The 18,605-nt window shown below is 63.5% G+C and carries 14 protein-coding genes; 6 read left to right on the top strand and 8 right to left on the bottom strand.

The features are described from left to right. Positions 1-136 precede the first annotated feature (136 nt). On the bottom strand, positions 137-2,452 hold the full coding sequence (locus tag ACODSP_RS22805) for a TonB-dependent receptor (protein WP_488967836.1): 2,316 nt from the start codon (positions 2,450-2,452) through the stop codon (positions 137-139). Between the two features lie 463 nt (positions 2,453-2,915). Here ACODSP_RS22805 and ACODSP_RS22800 point away from each other — a divergent pair, with 463 nt between their 5' ends. Continuing rightward, a complete protein-coding gene (locus tag ACODSP_RS22800; RefSeq protein ID WP_488967835.1) occupies positions 2,916-4,406 on the top strand; it encodes a glycoside hydrolase family 30 protein in 1,491 nt (496 codons plus the stop codon). A 144-nt stretch (positions 4,407-4,550) separates the two neighbouring features. On the opposite strand, the gene ACODSP_RS22795 is transcribed toward ACODSP_RS22800, so the two are convergent. Further along, a complete protein-coding gene (locus ACODSP_RS22795) occupies positions 4,551-4,925 on the bottom strand; it encodes an HNH endonuclease signature motif containing protein (RefSeq protein WP_488967834.1) in 375 nt (124 codons plus the stop codon). Positions 4,926-4,941: 16 nt separating this feature from the next. Beyond that, positions 4,942-5,700 carry a superoxide dismutase gene (locus ACODSP_RS22790; protein ID WP_488967833.1) on the bottom strand — a complete coding sequence of 253 codons (759 nt, stop codon included), beginning with the start codon at positions 5,698-5,700 and terminating at the stop codon, positions 4,942-4,944. Positions 5,701-5,803: 103 nt separating this feature from the next. Between ACODSP_RS22790 and ACODSP_RS22785 the strand changes: the two genes are divergently transcribed. Beyond that, positions 5,804-6,418, top strand: coding sequence for a pseudouridine synthase (locus ACODSP_RS22785; protein ID WP_488967832.1), 615 nt, complete (start codon positions 5,804-5,806; stop codon positions 6,416-6,418). Here ACODSP_RS22785 and ACODSP_RS22780 read toward each other — a convergent pair. From ACODSP_RS22780 to ACODSP_RS22765, 4 genes are all read right to left on the bottom strand, one after another. After that, a complete protein-coding gene (locus ACODSP_RS22780; RefSeq protein ID WP_488967831.1) occupies positions 6,339-7,637 on the bottom strand; it encodes a cation:proton antiporter in 1,299 nt (432 codons plus the stop codon). The genes ACODSP_RS22785 and ACODSP_RS22780 overlap by 80 nt on opposite strands. Before the next feature lie 197 nt (positions 7,638-7,834). Next, complete coding sequence (locus tag ACODSP_RS22775; RefSeq protein WP_488967830.1) at positions 7,835-8,281, bottom strand: VOC family protein; 447 nt, start codon at positions 8,279-8,281, stop codon at positions 7,835-7,837. Positions 8,282-8,363: 82 nt separating this feature from the next. Beyond that, positions 8,364-9,611, bottom strand: coding sequence for an RNA polymerase sigma factor (locus ACODSP_RS22770; RefSeq protein WP_488967829.1), 1,248 nt, complete (start codon positions 9,609-9,611; stop codon positions 8,364-8,366). After that, positions 9,608-9,985 (bottom strand): YciI family protein, encoded by a 378-nt coding sequence (locus ACODSP_RS22765; RefSeq protein ID WP_292909831.1) that lies wholly within the window; start codon positions 9,983-9,985, stop codon positions 9,608-9,610. The genes ACODSP_RS22770 and ACODSP_RS22765 overlap by 4 nt, the downstream gene beginning before the upstream one ends. A 201-nt stretch (positions 9,986-10,186) precedes the next feature. Between ACODSP_RS22765 and ACODSP_RS22760 the strand changes: the two genes are divergently transcribed. Continuing rightward, a complete protein-coding gene (locus ACODSP_RS22760) occupies positions 10,187-11,236 on the top strand; it encodes a DUF1838 family protein (RefSeq protein WP_488967828.1) in 1,050 nt (349 codons plus the stop codon). A gap of 36 nt (positions 11,237-11,272) precedes the next feature. On the opposite strand, the gene ACODSP_RS22755 is transcribed toward ACODSP_RS22760, so the two are convergent. Then, entirely contained in the window at positions 11,273-12,541 is a 1,269-nt protein-coding gene (locus tag ACODSP_RS22755; RefSeq protein ID WP_488967827.1) for a mechanosensitive ion channel family protein, read from the bottom strand. A gap of 290 nt (positions 12,542-12,831) precedes the next feature. Between ACODSP_RS22755 and lepA the strand changes: the two genes are divergently transcribed. From lepA to ACODSP_RS22740, 3 genes are all read left to right on the top strand, one after another. Beyond that, complete coding sequence (gene lepA / locus ACODSP_RS22750) at positions 12,832-14,634, top strand: translation elongation factor 4 (protein ID WP_488967826.1); 1,803 nt, start codon at positions 12,832-12,834, stop codon at positions 14,632-14,634. 322 nt (positions 14,635-14,956) lie between these two features. Continuing rightward, entirely contained in the window at positions 14,957-15,799 is an 843-nt protein-coding gene (locus ACODSP_RS22745) for a hypothetical protein (protein WP_488967825.1), read from the top strand. A 183-nt stretch (positions 15,800-15,982) separates the two neighbouring features. Further along, positions 15,983-18,481 (top strand): esterase-like activity of phytase family protein, encoded by a 2,499-nt coding sequence (locus ACODSP_RS22740; RefSeq protein ID WP_488967824.1) that lies wholly within the window; start codon positions 15,983-15,985, stop codon positions 18,479-18,481. Positions 18,482-18,605: the final 124 nt, after the last annotated feature.

Raw genomic sequence — 18,605 nt, 5'->3', positions numbered from 1 at the left:
AGGGGGTGGTTCCCTCACCCTCCCATTGGCTGGCGCCAATGGGCCCCTCCCTCTCCCACCTTCGTGGGCGAGGGGTGGAATTTTGCCCCTCGCCCGCTTGGCGGGGTGAGGGAGGGTGAGGGAGCGACATCCCGCCTCAGAACTTCGCCCCCAATGTCACGCCCCATTCACGCGGGCGGCCATAGGAGGCCTCGGCCAGACCGAAGGCGGCGCTGGCATTGCCCGACACGAAATAACGCCGGTCGGTCAGGTTGGTGGCGAACAAGGCCAGGGTCCAGCTGTCATCCGGCGAGGTATAGGTCAGGCGGCTATTGACGATGCCATAGCCGGACTGTGCCACCAGTTCGGTATTGGCCACGTCATTGTAGAACTTGGAGTAGGCCGACAGATCGCCGCGCAGGCTGAGCGTGCTGCCGTCACCCATGGCGTAGGTATATTGCAGACCCGTACTGACCGTCCATTTCGGGGTCTTCACGAACTTTGCCGCCTTGGTGATGGGCAGGATCTGCGTGGGGCCCAGGCCGGTCCCGACCTCGTCATATTTCGCGTCGGTGTAGCCGACGGCCAGATCGAAATCGAGGCCCTTGGCCGGCTTGGCCCGCACCTCCAGCTCCGCCCCCTTGATGGTGCCCTTCGCGGCGTTGGCCACGAAGTTGCGGGGCGTCTGGTTCACGGTCAGCTGGATATTGTCATACTTGCTGAGATATCCCGCGACATTGACGATCAGGCGATTGTCCAGCCAGCCCGTCTTGGCCCCGACCTCATAGGTCCAGATGGTTTCCGGCTCATACTGCGTCACTTCCGAGGCATCGGCCAGCGGGCGGGCATTGTAGCCGCCGCTCTTGAAGCCCTTGCCGGCGGAGGCGTAGAGCATCGCGTCGTCGCTGGCCTTGTATTCCAGGCCGAGCTTGGGCGTGAAGGCGTTCCAGTCGCCCGACCGCTGCACGTCGGTGAAGACCACCTGATCGCGCTGACGGCGGTTGAAGACGGAAATCCATTTCTTGTCGCGGTTCCAGCGGGCGCCGGCGGTGACCGACAGATCGTCCGTCAGCTTGAAATTGCCCTGGCCGAACGCCGCGTAGGAGGTGTTGTCGATGCGGTTGAGGATCAATGTGGCGGGCGACAGTGCCGGCCCCAGCGGCGGCCACAGGCCCATGGCCAGATCGGCGCGGGCATTGTCGGTGCCTTCCTCGGTGAAGTAATAGACGCCACCCACCCAGGTGAAACGCCCATCCATGCCATCGCCGCTCAACTGGAATTCCTGGCTGAACTGCCACTGGTCATCGTCGTTGAACGTCTCGCGATAGGTGAAGGGCGTATTGTCGCCGTCGCGGGCAAAGGTGGCCTGCAGCTCACGATAGGCCGTGATGCTCTTGGCCTCCACGTTGCCCAGGTTCCAGGTCAGGGTGCCGGCCAGACCCCAGAGGTCCAGATCATTGACATTGGGGCCGGTGCCCCAGGTGGTGAAGGGGCTGTCGGTGATGAACGAATTGTTCAGCGTCTTCAGGCCGTTGGGCGCGGTGACGCCGCGCGTCGGGGCCACAAGGTTGTTGTAGTTCACCAGGAAGGGCACACCGGTCAGGCCCGGCGCAGGCGCGATGGCCAGCAGCTTGTTCGGCGCGGAATGTTCGCGGGCCCGCGTAACATCGCCAACCAGATGAAAATCGATATCTTCCGTAACATTCGTCGTGATCTGCAACCGCGCGCTGTCGGCATTGCGGTCGCCCATATCCTGGCCGTCGGACAGGCGCTTGGCATAGCCATCGCGGTTGAGCGAGGAAACCGACAGGCGGGTCAGCACCTTGCCATCGGCCAGCGGCACATTCACCACGCCCTTCACATCCAGCCGATCGAAGCGGCCCGTGGTCAGTTCCACCCGGCCCGACAGCTCATCGGTGGGCCGCTGCGTGCTGATCAGGACGGCGCCGCCGATGGTGTTCTTGCCGAACAGGGTGCCCTGCGGCCCGCGCAATACCTCAACGCTGGCCAGATCGACCGCATCCATGATGCCGCCGATGGAGCGGGCATAATAGACGCCATCGACATAGAAGCCGACGCCGGGATCGCTGAAGATCGCGAAGTCGTTCTGGCCGATGCCGCGAATGAAGACGGTGGCGTTGTAATTGCCCCCCGACAGGGCGGCGGCACCATCAAAGCGAATGTTCGGCGTGAAGCGGGCGATATTGTCCAGCGTTTCCACGCTGCGCGCTTCCAGCGCCTCCGCCGTGAAGGCCGTGACGGCCACGGGCGTGTCCTGCAGCGCTTCCGACCGGCGCCGCGCCGTCACCACGATCTCTTCCAGCGTCGCGCCGTCATTCTGGGCCGGTGCCGTCTGGGCGGCAACCGGGGCCGCCATGGCCAGCATCAGGCCCGTGGACAGCAGCAGGCGATGGATGGAGCGGGCGCGCAAATCCCCCTTCGCCGGGCACGCCCGGCGTTCCGCGATAGACATGAAGTTCCTCCCTTGGAAGCTTTTATGTTTGCTTGGGCGTGGCTGTTGGCACGTTTTCAGCCATCGTATATTCGCATAATGATTATGCGATATTACATTTCGCTGCGCAAGAGATAATGTTGGTCCGATATAGTCCAGCGGGTGTGCTGGTTTTGGGGTTATAAAACCAATCAGTTTAGATATTAAACGGTTGATGTATCAACCTATATATCGAGATGCGCAACCAGATTTGATCTGGGTGATATCGTCTCGAGGCGGCAAAGGCGGCACCTGTTCAATTTTTTGGACTTGTACCGACGGCCTTCAGTCCCGACGGGTCGGAATGAAACCGCCCTAATGCCAGTCATTGACCATTGGATGGATAGGGGGTGGACCGCTCGTTGCCTCAGCTCACTGCCCCTCCTAGCTTTGATGTTAGCGCTAAAATGCAGGGCATAGCTTGAGGAAATGGAGTTTCAAGACCATGATCACACGCCGCGCTTCCATGAAACTGCTGCTGGCCTCCACGGCCGTGGCTCCCCTGTCTGCAAGCTTTGTCCGGACCGGACAGGCCGCCGTGCCCGAAGCGGCGGGCGCCATCCAGTTCTTCACCACCACCCAGCATGATCGTTGGCAGCGTCAGCCTTCCCCCCTGGTCGGTCCTTTGAAGGCGAACAATTTTGAGCGGTCAGCCGATCTGCTGTTGGACAATCCGGCACAGACTATAGAAGGCATTGGCGGTGCGTTCAGTGAAAGGGGCTGGAAGGCGCTAGCCAAATTGCCGGCGCCTGCGCGCGATCAGGCCCTGCGCGCTCTGTTCGCTGCTGACGGTGCCGCATTCAGCCTCTGCCGCACACCCATCGGGGCAAATGATATTGCCGACGACTGGTATTCCTATGACGAGGTGCCGGGCGATTTCGATCTGAAACATTTCAGCATCGACAAGGATCGGGACACCCTCATTCCCTTTATCCAGGCGGCCCGACAGATCAATCCAGAACTTGCCCTCTGGGCGTCACCCTGGTCGCCGCCGACCTGGATGAAGAAGAACGGTCACTACGCGCAGGCTCCTGCCTGGCCCGGCGGGCGCGACAATGGCATCCGGCCCGACCAAATCATGAAGGAGGGGCAGGATACCCTTATCCAGGAAGATCGGTACCTGGATGCCTTTGCCCGCTATTTCCGCCGCTATGTCGAAGCCTACGGGCAATTGGGCATTCGTATCGGGCAGGTGATGCCGCAGAACGAATTCAATTCGCCCCACCCGTTTCCCGGCTGCTGTTGGTCAGCGGAAGGGTTGGCCCGCTTCATCCCCTATCTGCACCGGGAATTGTCGCCTCTTGGCGTCGACGTTCTGCTGGGCACGCTGGAGCGTGACAAGCCGGAGGTGGTGGACAAGGTGATGGCCGATCCCACCGCCGGCCCGCTGGTCAAGGGTGTTGGGGTGCAATGGGCCGGCAAAGGCGCATTGAAGGATATCCACACCCGCCATCCCGGCCTTGCCATCTGGGGATCGGAGCAGGAATGCGGCAATGGTGCCAATGACTGGCGATATGCCCGTTATGGCTGGTCACTGATTCGGCAATATTTCAACAGCGGCGCCAGTGTCTGGCAATATTGGAATCTGGCCATGCCCCGTGACGGGATGAGCGGGTGGGGCTGGCCGCAGAATGCTTTGGTGTCGGTTGATACCCAGGCCGGCACGTGGCGTCTGACCCATGATTACTGGGTGATGCGTCATCTCAGCGCCTTTGTGCGCCCAGGTGCCCGCTTCATTTCAAGCCGCAGCTTCTTCGCCTTTGAGAACCAGCTGGCCTTCCGTAACCCCAATGGCGATCTGGTGATCGTGGCCCACAATGATCTGGCCGATCCCCAGCGCCTGGTTCTGGCATTGGGGACGCGTGAACTGGTACTGAACCTGCCTGCCGACAGTTTCAGTACGGCGCTGGTGCCTGCATCGCTTTTGTCAGCGTAGTCATGGGCTTGACTTCATTCCATGTCTCGACAATTTGCCCTGGGACCTGTGCTCTCCATGTCTCAGGGTGAATTGCTTTTTAAAGACATGCCCATTGAGCTGGGATGATTGTCGGCGAGAAAGGCAGATATCGACTCCGGATGTTCAGTCCCGGTGTTTCCGCCCAGCCTTTACATGGTCCTTGGCGCGGAAGGTGACGGCGGTGAATTCCGGGGGTTTGCGGGCCACCCATTGGATGAAGGCGGCGATGTCGGGATGGGCGCGCAAGGACTCCAGCGTGGTGTAGCCGCGCGCCAGTTCCTTTTCCGACAGTTCGGCATGGATTTTCCGGTGGCAGACGCGGTGCAGCGGCACCGTTTCCTTGCCACCCTGGCTGCGGGGCAGCAGGTGGTGTTCCTCCACGCTGGGCCCCGCGATCAGGGGCCGGCCGCACAGGCCGCAATCGCCCAGAACCTTGCCCCCCGGTGCCATACGCACGGGCAGGGCCAGATCCGGGGGCAATGGCTTCAGGCGTGTCACGGCCAGCCTCGCATGGTCAGATCACTTCCCCTTTGGTGATGCGGGCCAGCCGGTCATTGACGGCCTGCCAGTTCACCAGATTCCACCAGGCCGCCAGATAGTCGGCCCGGCGGTTCTGATATTTAAGATAATAGGCATGTTCCCAGACGTCATTGCCCATCAGGACGGGCTTGCCCTCCATCAGGGGCGTATCCTGGTTGGGCTTCGCCTGGATCAGCAATTTGCCATCGGGCGCAAGCGTCACGAACACCCAGCCGGACCCGAACTGTTTGGCGCCGGCCTCATTGAAGGCCTTCTTGAACGCATCAAATCCGCCGAAGCTGCCATCGATGGCCTTGGCGACAGCGCCGGTGGGGGGGCCGCCGGCACCCGGTCCCATGATCGACCAGAACATGGAATGGTTGGCATGGCCGCCGCCATTATTGCGCACGGCGGTACGCACCGCGTCGGGCAGTTCCGGCAGCTTGGCCAGCAGGTCTGTCAGGGACAGTTTCTGCAACTGCCCGTAATCGGCCAATGCGTTGTTGAGGTTGGTGACATAGGCCTGGTGATGCTTGCCATGGTGGATTTCCATGGTCTGGGCATCGATATGCGGCTCCAGCGCGGCGGGGGCATAGGACAGGGCCGGCAGCGTGTAGGGGGAGGAGGTGCCCTGTGCCATTGCGGGGCCGGCGCCCGCCATGCCCGCCACACCGGCGGCAAGGCCGGTGACCAGGACCTGCCGGCGGTCCAGGGTGATACCCTGTCCCTGTGGGGCTTTCACAAAACGCGTCATGGTCTGATCCTTCCATTCGTGGTTTGGTGATGCGCCGGGCGACCGCCCTCGCCTATACAGCGGGGGGCGACCCTGAACCTTCCTTCCACGCAATGCAATTCAGATGACCCGCATCATCCTGTTGAATAAGCCATTCGACCTATTGTGCCAGTTCACGGACGAAGGCACAGGCGCGCGCACCCTGGCCGAATGCGTCGATGTGCCCGGCGTCTATCCGGCGGGCCGGCTGGACCGTGACAGCGAGGGGCTGGTGGTGCTGACCGATGATGGCGGCCTGATCGCCCGCATCAGCCAGCCGCGCCATAAATGGCCCAAAACCTATTGCGTGCAGGTGGAAGGCGTGCCGACCGATGAGGCCCTGGCCGCCCTGCGCCAGGGCGTGACCCTGAAGGATGGGCCGACCCTGCCTGCAGAGGTGACAAGGACCGAGGAGCCATCCTGGCTGTGGCCCCGCACGCCGCCGGTCCGGTTCCGGCAGTCGATCCCGACAAGCTGGATCGAGATCGTGCTGCGCGAAGGCAAGAACCGGCAGGTGCGGCGCATGACGGCGGCGGTGGGTTTCCCGACCCTGCGCCTGATTCGCCGCGCCGTCGGTGACTGGACCCTGGAGGGTCTGGAGCCGGGTCAGTGGCGGGAGGTTAGCGCCGGCCCAGCAGCCGCAGGACCGCGTCCACCGTCGCGGCAGCCGCTTGCAGCAGGGCGGCGCCGGCCCGGTTGATCATCGCGATCTCCCCCCGGTAAATCTGTTTCAGGGCGCCGCGCATGCTGCCGATGCCGCCCTCGGCCAGGACATGGAAGCGCCGGGCGCTGACCAGCCAGATGGGGCTGAACAGCCAGGAGAGCGCGATCACCGTTACCGCCATCTGCTGTGCATCGCGGTCGATGGCGCCGATGGACAGGCCGGCGGCGGCCAGCACGAAGCTGAACTCACCCAGGCTGCCCATGATGACGCCGGCGGGAAAGGCCCGCTCCCACGGTTCACCCAACAGATGCAGGGTGCCGACATTGATGGCGGATTTCACGGCGGTCACCGCGAACAGCAGCAACAGGACCTCCCCCAGATGCGACCAGACAAAGGACAGGTCGATCATCAGGCCGATGGACAGGAAGAACACCACGATCAGCACCGACTGAATCGGGTGGGTGGCGCGCAGGGCCAGGGTCCGCCCATCGGAATTGCCCAGCATGAAGCCCGCGACAAAGGCGCCGAACGCCGCCGACAGGCCGATGACGCCTGTCGCCGCCGCCATGGTGAAGCAGAAGGCCATGGCGGCCAGCGGAATGACCTCATGGTTGCGCTTGAACCATTCGCCATGGGGAACGGCCAGCCTTTCCCGGCGCGACAGGAACCAGACCAGCCCGCCCAGGGCCGCCATGGCGGCCCCCAGCTTGAAAAACACCGCCGCCGACAGGCCGCTTCCGCTGCCCATGCCGTTGGTGATCAGCAGCAGCGGCACAAAGGCCAGATCCTGGGCGATCAGCACACCGACGGTGACGCGCCCCGTCTCCGTCTTCAGCTCTCCAACATCTTCCAGCATCTTGATGGCCACCGCCGTGCCGGACAGGGCCATGACGAAGCCCATGACGATGGCGCGCGGCCAGGGCCAGCCCAGCAGCATACCGGCCAGACATGTCACCAGCAGCGACAGGCCGATCTGGCAGGCGACCGCCGCCAGCGCCACCTTCCACACCGCCTGGAACGCCTTCACCGACAGTTCCATGCCGACCAGGAACAGCAGCATCAGAACGCCCAGTTCCGCCAGCGCACTGATGCTTTCGGATGGGGAGACAAGGCCGAAACCGCCCGGCCCCAGCACGATGCCCGCCACGATATAGCCGACGATGGCCGGCTGTTTCAGCCGCGACAAAGCCAGCCCGCAGAGCAGGGCGACGGACATGACGATGGCGATGCCGGTCAGATCGAAATGATGCTGCAAGGGTTTTTCCCGGTCTCCGGTTGGTCAGGGTGCCGGCACAGTTTCCCAACCATGGCGCTGCATCGCAACCACCAATCACCGCAGACAGGTCCAATCGTCACAGGTTGCAAAGGATCGCCCCGCAGGGCCGGGGGATGGGTTTCCCGGTCACCCGCGGGGCGGCTCGTCACCCATGGCTTGCACGGGTGACGGTTGGATCAGCAGCCATTGGTGACAACGGCACCGGGCTTGCTGGGCGTGGAGAGGGACCAGAGATGGCCGTACGGGTCGCGCACCTGACCGTAACGGTCGCCCCAGAACATGTCGGCGGGCGGCATGGCGGGCGTGGCACCGGCGGCCACAGCCTGGGCAAAGGCGGCGTCGATATCGGGGACGGCCATATGCAGCGTCACGGGCGCGTGCTTGGGATATTCGGTGGGGGTGCCGCCGCGATATTCGGGGAAATCGTCACACATCATGATGGTGCCGCCATTGATGATCAGCTGGGCATGCAGCAGCCGCTTGCCATCTTCCGCCGGCATTTCCATGACCTTGGTGGCGCCGAAGGCCTTGATATAGAAATCAATGGCTTCACGCGCGCCAGTGACCACCAGATGCGGGATGACGCCGGGGATGTTGTGCGCGTATTCGGGCTTGTCGGTCATGGGTTCCTCCATGGGTTGGTAAAAGGATGATAGCCCAAGGACGAACCACTCGCGCCCGTTCCGACAGCACCCCTGAAAAAATTCACGGACCCTGCAAACTGTCCAGAATCTGGCGGATATGGGCGGCTTCCGCCGGGCTGTGGGCGAGCGCGATGGCGCGTCCGAAGGCATCGCGCGCCTCTGCGTTGCGGCCCAGTTGCTTCAGCAGCCCGCCGCGCAGCCCATGGAAATGGAAATATCCTGACAGCCGGTCGCCCAGCGGTTCCACCATGGCCAGCGCCGCCGCCGCACCGCGCGCCTTTGATACCGCGACGGCCCGGTTCAGGGTGACGACGGGGGAGGGGGACAGGGCTTCCAGCCCGCCATAGAGCAGGTCGATCTGCGCCCAGTCGGTATCGGCGGCGGTGGCGGCACGCGCATGCAAGGCGGCGATGGCGGCCTGTATCTGATAGGGGCCGGAACGGCGGTGGCGCACAGCCTTATCCAGCAGGGCCAGCCCCTCATTGATGGCGGCGCGGTGCCACAGGGTGCGGTCCTGATCCTCCAGCAGGGTGACCGATCCATCGGCGGCGAAGCGGGCGGGGCGGCGGGCATGCTGCAACAGCATCAGGGCCAGCAGCCCCATCACCTCCGGTTCCGCCGGGAACAGGCGCAACAGCAGCCGGCCCAGGCGGATCGCCTCCTCACACAGCGGCGCGCGGGCCGGCTGTTCCTCGGCCCCGGCGGAATAGCCCTCGTTGAAGACCAGATAGATCATGGCGGCCACAGGCCCCAGCCGTTCCGGCCGGTCGGCGGCGCCCGGTGCCTCAAACGCGACCGGGTTTGTGGCGATACGGGCCTTGGCGCGGGTGATGCGCTGTTCCATGGCGCTGTCGCCGACCAGGAAGGCGCGGGCGATCTGCTTCACCGACAGGCCCGACACGATGCGCAGCGCCAGCGCGATCTGCTGTGTGGCCGGCAGGTCCGGATGGCAGCAGATGAACAAGAGGCGCAAGACATCGTCGCGGTAATCCGCCGCGTCCAGCCGTCCCACGATATCCGCCTCCCGGTCCGACAGGTCGGACAGGGCGGCGTCATCGTCGGGCAGGGCGACATGGCGGGACCGCACGCGGGTCTGGTCGATGCCAGCATTGCGGCCCACCATGATCAGCCACGCGGCACTGTCGCGCGGCGGCCCGTTCTTTGGCCAGGAAGACAGGGCGCGCAAGGCGGCCTCCTGAAACGCCTCCTCCGCAAGGTCCAGATCGCGGAAATAGCGCAGCAGCGCCCCCACCGCCTGGGGCCGGGCCGCCGCCAGGGCGGCGTTGATCCAGCCTGTGTCCGTGCTCATGGCGACAGCGGCCCCCCCGGCATGAACAGGGCTACGGGCCGGATTTCATAACAGCCCTTGCCCGGATTGGCGGCGGCCAATTCCCGCGCCTTGTCCAGCGCCTCTTCCAGCCCCTCGCAATCGACAATGTAGAAGCCCAGGAGCTGTTCCTTGGTCTCCGCAAACGGGCCGTCCAGGATCAGCGGCTCCTCCTTGCCCTTGCGCAGGGTGGCGGCGGCGGTGGTCGGCATCAGGCGTGCGACGGGACCCAGCTTGCCCTTGTCCGCCCAGCCCTGCTGCACCTTGCCCAGCCGGTCCATGACAATGGCATCTTCTTCGGGCGTCCAGGCGCCGACATAGTCTTCCTCATTATAGCACAGAATGGCGTACAGCATGATCGGGCCTCCCTTCGTCTTCATAGGACGGGGGAGTATGCCGCGTGCCGACATTGGCGTTCAGAAAAATTCATCACCGGCACCGTCACCGACGGGCGGATAGACATGACATCGACGCTTCACCCCCCGAACCATCGGGCCTGATGGTTTTGTCAGGGCCGGCACGACCGGTCTTGGCGATAATCACAAACGGGTAAGGCCATGATCCAGGAAGCGATGTTCAAATCCCTCAGCCGGCGGTCGATCTTTTCCGGCATGGCCGGGATGGGTGCCATGGCCGCGTCGGTGCCGGCCTTTGGCGCGCCGCCGTTGACCAAGGGCAATCTGCGTCCCCTGGATGTGATGGACCCGAAAGAGAACCTGTACGGGTTCGGCAAGATGTGGGGCACGCTGGGGCCGAAGGCGGTTCTGTCGGGCTATCAGGGCGTGCAGTACGCCATTGTCGGCGACAAGCGGGCGGTGCCGCTGTTCGGCTATTGCGGGTTCGGCAATAACCGCAACATCGTGCAGCCGGACGGGTCGCTGAAGGTTCTGGGCAAGGAATGCGGCTATTTCACCGATCTGGCGACGGGCGAGATCATCGATCATTGGGACAATCCCTGGACCGGGGAGCGGGTGGAGGTCTTCCCGTTCCTGAACGATCGCTGGCGCGGCACCCTGACCCTGGAACAGAAGGTTTTCCGGGTGGGCGACAGTGAGACGGTCAATAACGATAATGGCCGCAAGGGACAGAAGGGCAAACCCTTCCTGCTGCCCTGGCAGCGCATCGGCGACCAGTATCTGTTGAGCTGGGATTATGCCCATGAATATACCAACCCGGTGACGCCCGAAGGCTGGCCCAAGGCGTCCACCGGCCGCCGCGTCAACCCGTCCGAGCATTTCACCATCTTCACGCCGGCGGCGGAGATTGATGACCGGTCGCTGGAAAGTGCCCGTTTCACCGCCGGCTTCATGCGTCAGGCGCCGTGGTGGCCCTGGATGCGCATGGGGCAGAGCGGGGTGCATGGCGTCCTGATGGGCCGCATGCATAGCTACAAGATCACCGGCACGGTGGAGGATATCCCCAAATCCGTGCTGAAGCGGGTGGAGCGGGAGCGTCCCGACCTTCTGGAGGAGCCGACCGACGGCCCCGATGAAGGCGTGCGCGGCACCCTGGAAGCCTATGCCGAGGATGTGCCGCCGGAGGTGCCGGGCTATGTCTCGCCCATGGCCGAGAAGCGCAAGGCGATGTTGAAGGAACAGGGTAAGTGATAGGAGGGCGGGGGAGGGGAGCCCCCTCCCCCGATTTTACACGCCTTCGTTGGCGGCACGCAGGGGCGGGGGCAGGGCAAAGCTGGCGCTGACCTGCTGCAGGTCGGACCCGCTGGGGCTTTGGAATACGCGCAGGCCGAATTCCGGCAGGACGGCCAGCAGATGGTCGAAAATATCGGCCTGGATCGCCTCATAATTCGCCCAGGCGACGGTATTGGTGAAGCAATAGATCTCCATCGGCAGGCCCTGCGACGTTGGCGCCATGTGGCGGACCAGCAAGGTCATGTTCTGGTGGATGCCAGGATGATGGCGCAGATAGTTCTGTAGATAGGCGCGGAAGGTGCCCAGGTTGGTCAGGCGCCGGGCATTATACTGATCCCCCTCGTCCAGCCTGCCATTCCACTGCGCCAGCTCCTGCTCCTTATCGCTCAGATAGTCGGTCAGCACCCGGAAACGGCGCAGCTTCGCCATTTCCTGCGGGGTGAGGAAGCGCACGCTGGTCTGGTCCAGGAACAAGGAGCGCTTGATGCGGCGCCCACCGGATTCCTGCATGCCGCGCCAGTTCTTGAACGGCTCGGAAATCAGCTTGCGCGTGGGCAGGGTGGTGATGGTCTTGTCCCAGTTCTGAACCTTCACCGTATGCAGCGCGATGTCGATGACATCGCCATCGGCATTCATCTGCGGCATCTCGATCCAGTCGCCCACCCGCAGCATGTCGCCCGATGAAATCTGTACACTGGCCACCAGCGACAGCAGCGTATCCTGAAACACCAGCATCAGGACGGCGGCCAGCGCACCGACACCCGACAGCAGGATCAGCGGCGACCGGTCCATCAGGGCAGCAATGACCAGCACGGCGGCAATGGCGAACACCACCAGCTTCACCAGCTGCACATAGCCCTTGATGGGCTTGCGGTGTGCATCCGGGCGGCGGCCATAGACGACGATGACAATGTTCAGCAGGGCGCTGACCGCCATGGCCAGGGTCAGGATGATGAAGGCCGCACAGACATTGCGCACGACCAGGACCAGCGCTTCTGGCAGACCGGGGATCAGGTTGATGCCCATCATGATCACCAGGGCCGGCATGACATTGGCCAGACGCGGGATCAGCCGCTGCTGCGCCAGCACCTCATCATTGCCATACCGCGTCATCGACAGGCCGCGCCGGATCAGGCCGAGTACCAGTTTCTTCACGACAGAATTGGTGATCCAGGCCGCCAGTATCAGGATGATGAGGCCGCCGCCCATGCGCAGTGATGCATCATGCTGGACTAAAAACTCCTGAATATAATCCGGCAACATGGATTTTCCTTTCCAATTTTAATTGCCGATGATGTCCGTCATCGTGCGGAACAATCAACGTCTGGAGGGAAGTCCAGGGGGATATAGGAAGAAATCCTGTGGAATTAACCCCTTTTGTTCAATTTGGTGTCATGTATCGTTTCTGTGTGGCGGTATCTTGTGGAGGGGCAGGGGCGGTTGGGTGCTTTGCACACCACCCCTGTCCCCTGCCGGCCTGCAGGGTCATTGCCTTCCGCCCCCCTTGACCCTATCTTCGCGACCAACTCTCTATATCTGGCGCTGCTGAGTCCATGACCGACCTGTCGAAGATCCGTAACTTCTCCATCATCGCCCATATCGACCATGGCAAGTCGACGCTGGCTGACCGTCTGATCGAATTCTGCGGCGCCATCGAGGCGCGCGATATGAAGGCGCAGTTGCTCGACAATATGGATATCGAGCGGGAGCGCGGGATCACCATCAAGGCGCAGACCGTGCGCCTTGAATACAAGGCCAAGGATGGCGAGACCTATCAGCTGAACCTGATGGACACGCCGGGCCATGTCGACTTCGCCTACGAGGTGTCGCGCAGCCTCGCCGCCTGCGAGGGCTCGCTGCTGGTGGTTGACGCCTCCCAGGGCGTGGAGGCGCAGACCCTGGCCAATGTCTATCAGGCGCTGGATGCCAATCACGAGATCGTGCCCATCCTGAACAAGGTGGACCTGCCCGCCGCCGACGTGCCGCGCGTGAAGGCGCAGATCGAGGATGTGATCGGGCTGGATGCGTCCGACGCGGTGGAAATCTCCGCCAAGACCGGCCTGAATATCGAAGGCGTGCTGGAAGCCATCGTCACGCGTCTGCCGCCGCCCAAGGGCGATGCCACTGCGCCGCTGCAGGCCCTGATCGTCGATAGCTGGTACGATGCCTATCTGGGCGTCGTCATTCTGGTCCGCGTGGTCAATGGCGAGTTGAAGCTGGGCCAGAAGGTGCGCTTCATGGCCACGGGTGCCACGCGTGAGCTGGACCGGGTGGGTATCTTCACGCCCAAGAAGATCGCCCTGGAGAAGCTGGGTCCCGGCGAGATGGGCTTCGTGACCGCCGCCATCAAGGATATCCGCGACACCAAGGTCGGTGACACGATCACCGAGGAGCGCCGCCTGGCGCCCACCGCGCTCGCCGGGTTCAAGCCGTCGATCCCCGTGGTATTCTGCGGCCTGTTCCCGTCGGATGCAGCGGAGTTCGAGCATCTGCGCGACAGCCTGGGCAGGCTGGCGCTGAACGACGCATCCTTCCAGTATGAGACGGAAAGTTCGGCGGCGCTGGGCTTCGGCTTCCGCTGCGGCTTCCTGGGTCTGCTGCATCTGGAGATCATCCAGGAGCGGCTGGAACGTGAATTCGATCTGGACCTGATCACCACGGCCCCGTCGGTCGTCTATAAGATGCACATGACCGACGGCAAGGTGATCGAGATGCACAACCCGGCCGACATGCCGGACGTGGTGCGAATCGACCATATCGAGGAGCCGTGGATCAAGGCCACCATCATGCTGCCCGATGAATATCTGGGTGGTGTGCTGGCGCTCTGCACCGAACGGCGCGGCGTGCAGAAGGACCTGACCTATGTCGGCGGCCGGGCGATGATCGTCTATGAGCTGCCGCTGAACGAAGTGGTGTTCGATTTCTATGACCGGTTGAAGTCCATCAGCCGCGGCTATGCCAGCTTCGACTATCAGCTGGAGGAATACCGCGAGGGCGATCTGGTCAAGATGTCGATCCTGGTGAATGCGGAGCCGGTGGACGCCCTGTCCATGATCGTCCACCGCAGTCAGGCCGAATATCGTGGCCGTCAGCTGTGTGAACGGTTGAAGGACCTGATTCCCCGCCACCTGTTCAAGATCCCGATCCAGGCGGCCATCGGCGGCAAGGTCGTGGCGCGCGAGACCATCGCCGCCATGCGCAAGGACGTGCTTGCCAAGTGCTATGGCGGCGATATCAGCCGTAAGCGCAAGCTGCTGGACAAGCAGAAGGAAGGTAAGAAGCGTATGCGGCAGTTCGGCGAAGTCGAAATCCCGCAGAGTGCCTTCATCGCCGCGCTCAAGATGGGCGATAACTGAGGCTTTGTGTTCCCTCAGGCGCCGGGCGCCGCCGTCCGGCGGCTTGGCTTACGGCGCATGGGCGCCGGGCTGGCAGTCGCCAGCCTGAAACGTCCAACTGGTTGGAACGATAAAGGGGCGGGCCGTCGGGTCCGCCCCTTTTCATTTGGGCTACCCCGGATGCTGCCGTGAAACGGCCATGGTTGGGCGGGCAAAATGGGTTGCGCCGCCGCCTTTCTGCCTTATTATCATATTATTCGATTGTTCCACGGGGGCGCTGCTTGTCACAGCCTGTTGCCGGATCGGTCCGGTAAGCTGTGCTTGATTGATGGGAGGGATAGGCATGCGGACAAAGGCCGGTCTGTTGGCGATACTGTCGCTGCTATCCACCGCGCCCGCCCTGGCGGAGGCCACGCAGCCCACCATTTTTGCCATCCGTTTCAACGGCATCGCCGCCCCGTCGACACAGTACGCTGCTGGATCGCTGCCCAGCCTTCCCGCCGCCATCGTGACGGAGGCCCCGCTGGTCGCGTCCGATCCGGTGGAGGGGCGCAAGGCCATGATGGCCACCCTCACCGACTGGATCGGACGGATCTATGATGGCGCGTTTGCACGCTTTACCGGCGATACGCCGCCCGTGGCCGGGTCCACTCCCCTCCGGGTTGCCGCCGATCCCCGCGCCTATCAGATGGCGGGCGTGGCCGCCGATGCGCAGCTGCGCGCCCTGGGCCTGGACAGCAAGGTTGGCATGCGCATGGGGACCGAAGGCATGCGCCAATCCCTGCGCCTGACACGCGGCTGTGATCAAACCTGGCTGCCCAACTCCGTTTCCGGCGATATGGCCGGCGGTTTCGGCGCCATGACCGGCAGTGTGCAGGGAAGCTGGGGCACCGCCTGCGCCGCCGGGCAGAAGGGCTGGCGCGTCACGGCGGGCATGGTGGCGCTGGGCACCGCCGAAGCAGGCCCCAATCTGGGCATGGAATACCGTCCGCGCGTGGGCAGCTTCGTTTCTGACCTGACCGGGCTGACGGCCATGAAGGCGCAGGTGGCGGATACGGGCGGCAGCGTGGGGCTGGAGGCACCATTCCCCATCATCAAGATCGACCGCATGAAGCTGAATGCCGACATGAGCTGGTCACACGACGGCGCCACCGCCCTGAAGCTGGCAACCAAGCTGCGGTTCTGACCGCCGGCAGCCATGCTGTCGATGCAAATCAGTAAAGACCGGCTGATCAAGGGGCAGGAAACCCACGCCTTGCCGTGCGCCTATAGAATAGTGAAATAAATCTGTCGCCCAAATCGCAATCAAACTGTCACGGCCAGCCTTTATTAGCGCCTCCAACCAATAGTTTCTGTTGATGGGGGCATCATGAAATTCTCTTACCGCGCCGCATTGCTGGCCAGTGCGCTGTCCGTTGCGTCGCTGCCGGCGCTGGCGCAGACCGCGACCAATGTCACGCTGAATGGCAGCACCTTCACGAACCAGGGTCTGCAGGGCGTGGGGCGCCTGTCGGCCAGCCTTCGTGACAAGTTTGGGGAGACGTTCGGATCGATGTCGGCCATGCAGATCGACCTGCATAGCTGGCGCCGCAATGCCGACGGGTCCTATGCCGGCACGCTCTACGCGCTGCCCGACCGCGGGTACAATGTGGCGGCCACCACGAATTATATCCCGCGCTACAATGTCCTGTCGCTGATCTTCAACCCGTACACGGGCACGGCGGCGGCCCCGCAGACGCAGATCGGCCTGACGCTGACCGACACGGTGCTGTTCACCGATGACAAGGGCACGCCGTTCAGCGGCCTGGACCCGGCCACGACGGGCACGGCCCTCACCTATCGCCCGGCGGCCAATGGCCTGCCCAACCTGCCGCTGACCGGCACGGGCCGTCTGGCGCTTGACCCCGAAGGTTTCGTGCGCGCCGCCGACGGCACCATCTGGGTCAGCGATGAATATGGCCCCTACATCTATCACTTCACGGGCGACGGCAAGCTGATCTCTGCCATTGCCCCGCCCGCCAGCCTGCTGCCGCAGCGTAATGGCGCGCTGAATTACGGGGCGGCGGAAGCCAACCCCGCCAACCCGACGCGCGGGCGTCAGAACAACCAGGGGCTGGAGGGTCTGTCGCTCTCGCCCGATGGCAAGACCCTGTGGGTGGCGTTGCAGTCGGCGGCGGTGCAGGACCTGAATATCAGCAGCACCAATACCAGCCGCCGGAACACCCGCCTGTTGTCCTATGACGTGTCCAACAGCGCGGCGCCCGTGCTGAAGAGTGAGTATGTCATCCAGCTGCCCATGTATAACAACAACGGCACGCCGGGCGGCACGTTGAACCGCGTGGCGGCGCAGTCGGAGCTGCTGGCGCTGAACAACACGCAGTTCCTGCTGCTGTCGCGTGACGGCAATGGCTATGGCAGCGGGGCGACACCCAACAGCAGCCCCACCAGCTTTTACCGTCGCATCGATCTGATCGACGTGACGGGTGCCACCAATATTGCCGGCACCGCCTATGACACCGGCACCTCGCTGGCACCCAATGGAACGCTGTTGGCATCCATCACGCCGGTGCAGTTCGCCAGCTTTGTCGACATGAATGACGCGGCGCAGCTGGCCAAGTTCGGGCTGGTCAACGGTGCCACCAACAATGTGAATTGCCGGACGCAGTGCCTGTCGGAAAAGTGGGAAGCGCTGGCCCTGGTCCCGGCCCTGGACGCCGCCAAGCTGGATGATTTCTTCCTGTTCGTGGGCAATGACAATGACTTCGTCACCCAGAACGGTTTCCAGGTGGGTCAGGCGTATAAGGATGCGTCGGGGGTCGAGAATGACACGATGCTGCTGGCCTACCGCCTGACCCTGCCCACCTATGTCGATCCGATGGCGACCGAAAGCCAGGCGCTGACCGGTCCCGCCATTGGTCAGGCGCTGGGTGAAAGCGCGCTCGCCGCCAACGCCGCCGCGTCCGCCGACCTGACGGGCCGCACCCAGGCCATCCGCGCCGGTCTGGCCACCCGTGCGGAAGGCAGCTTTGAGCTGGCCGCCGGTGGCAACTGGGGCGCGCTGGCCCGCGACGATCAGGGGGGCAAGCGCCTGTCGAAGCCGGAAAGCTGGTCGGCGGGGATCGCTGGCGATTATGCCGTGTCGGGCACGGTGCGCGTCGGTCTGGCGCTGAATTATGCCGATACGGATGGCAAATTCGGGAACCTGGGTGGGGCCAAGGTCACGGCCTGGGGTGTTGGCCCCTATGCCACCCTGTCGCTGCCCGGTGGTTTCTATGCCGATGCCAGCTACCGCTACACCGACCTGAAGGTCGAAGACATTACCCGCAACACCTTCGCCTATAGCCTGACCGCCAATGGCGAGACGGAGGGCAAGGGCCACCATGTGGGGGTGGAGTTCGGGTCGGTCGCCACGGCGGGTTCCCTGCGCTATGGCCCCATCGTCAGCTTCAATTATGACCGGGTGGAGCTGGATGCCTGGAACGAGACGGGCGCCCTGCACCTGAACCTGGACCATTCCGATCTGGCCGAACAGCAGCTGCTGTTCAATATCGGCGGTCAGGTGTCGACCCAGATCGACATGGGCAATGGGCGCATGGCGGTGCCGGAACTGCGCGTTGGGTATCAGGAAGACCTGATCAAGGATGATGGCCAGACCTACACCACGGTCCTGTCAAACCGCCGCGACAGCGCGCTGGCCCGCAACACCACCATCCTGCCCGATCCGCAGGGTGATGGCTTCCGCGTCGGCCTGGGCCTGTCGATCTCCGTGGCCGACAATGCCGGCCTGTATCTGTCCGGCGACACGCTGTTTGTCGAGGATGACAAGCCCGACTACACGGTCGGTGCGGGTCTGCGCGTCGGGTTCTAAATCGTCACTTTTCAAACTTGATTCGCGCTTTTCTTCGTCTTCCCGGCGAAGGCCGGGACCCAGGGGCCGCAGGATCAAACCTATACGCCGCGTCGATCATCGCTGCCGACAGGTCGGGCATTTG

Source organism: Niveispirillum sp. FG156 (genome assembly GCF_057809555.1).
The sequence above is the reverse complement of the archived record's forward strand: the minus strand, read 5'-3'. Positions and strand labels throughout refer to the sequence as shown.

Coding starts and splice junctions, on each gene's coding strand:
- ACODSP_RS22790 (WP_488967833.1), bottom strand. CDS start 5,700: ATGACGCGTTTTGTGAAAGCCCCACAGGGACAGGGTATCACCCTGGAC.
- ACODSP_RS22775 (WP_488967830.1), bottom strand. CDS start 8,281: ATGACCGACAAGCCCGAATACGCGCACAACATCCCCGGCGTCATCCCG.
- ACODSP_RS22770 (WP_488967829.1), bottom strand. CDS start 9,611: ATGAGCACGGACACAGGCTGGATCAACGCCGCCCTGGCGGCGGCCCGG.
- ACODSP_RS22745 (WP_488967825.1), top strand. CDS start 14,957: ATGCGGACAAAGGCCGGTCTGTTGGCGATACTGTCGCTGCTATCCACC.
- ACODSP_RS22785 (WP_488967832.1), top strand. CDS start 5,804: ATGACCCGCATCATCCTGTTGAATAAGCCATTCGACCTATTGTGCCAG.
- ACODSP_RS22760 (WP_488967828.1), top strand. CDS start 10,187: ATGATCCAGGAAGCGATGTTCAAATCCCTCAGCCGGCGGTCGATCTTT.
- ACODSP_RS22765 (WP_292909831.1), bottom strand. CDS start 9,985: ATGCTGTACGCCATTCTGTGCTATAATGAGGAAGACTATGTCGGCGCC.
- ACODSP_RS22755 (WP_488967827.1), bottom strand. CDS start 12,541: ATGTTGCCGGATTATATTCAGGAGTTTTTAGTCCAGCATGATGCATCA.
- ACODSP_RS22740 (WP_488967824.1), top strand. CDS start 15,983: ATGAAATTCTCTTACCGCGCCGCATTGCTGGCCAGTGCGCTGTCCGTT.
- ACODSP_RS22800 (WP_488967835.1), top strand. CDS start 2,916: ATGATCACACGCCGCGCTTCCATGAAACTGCTGCTGGCCTCCACGGCC.
- lepA (WP_488967826.1), top strand. CDS start 12,832: ATGACCGACCTGTCGAAGATCCGTAACTTCTCCATCATCGCCCATATC.
- ACODSP_RS22805 (WP_488967836.1), bottom strand. CDS start 2,452: ATGTCTATCGCGGAACGCCGGGCGTGCCCGGCGAAGGGGGATTTGCGC.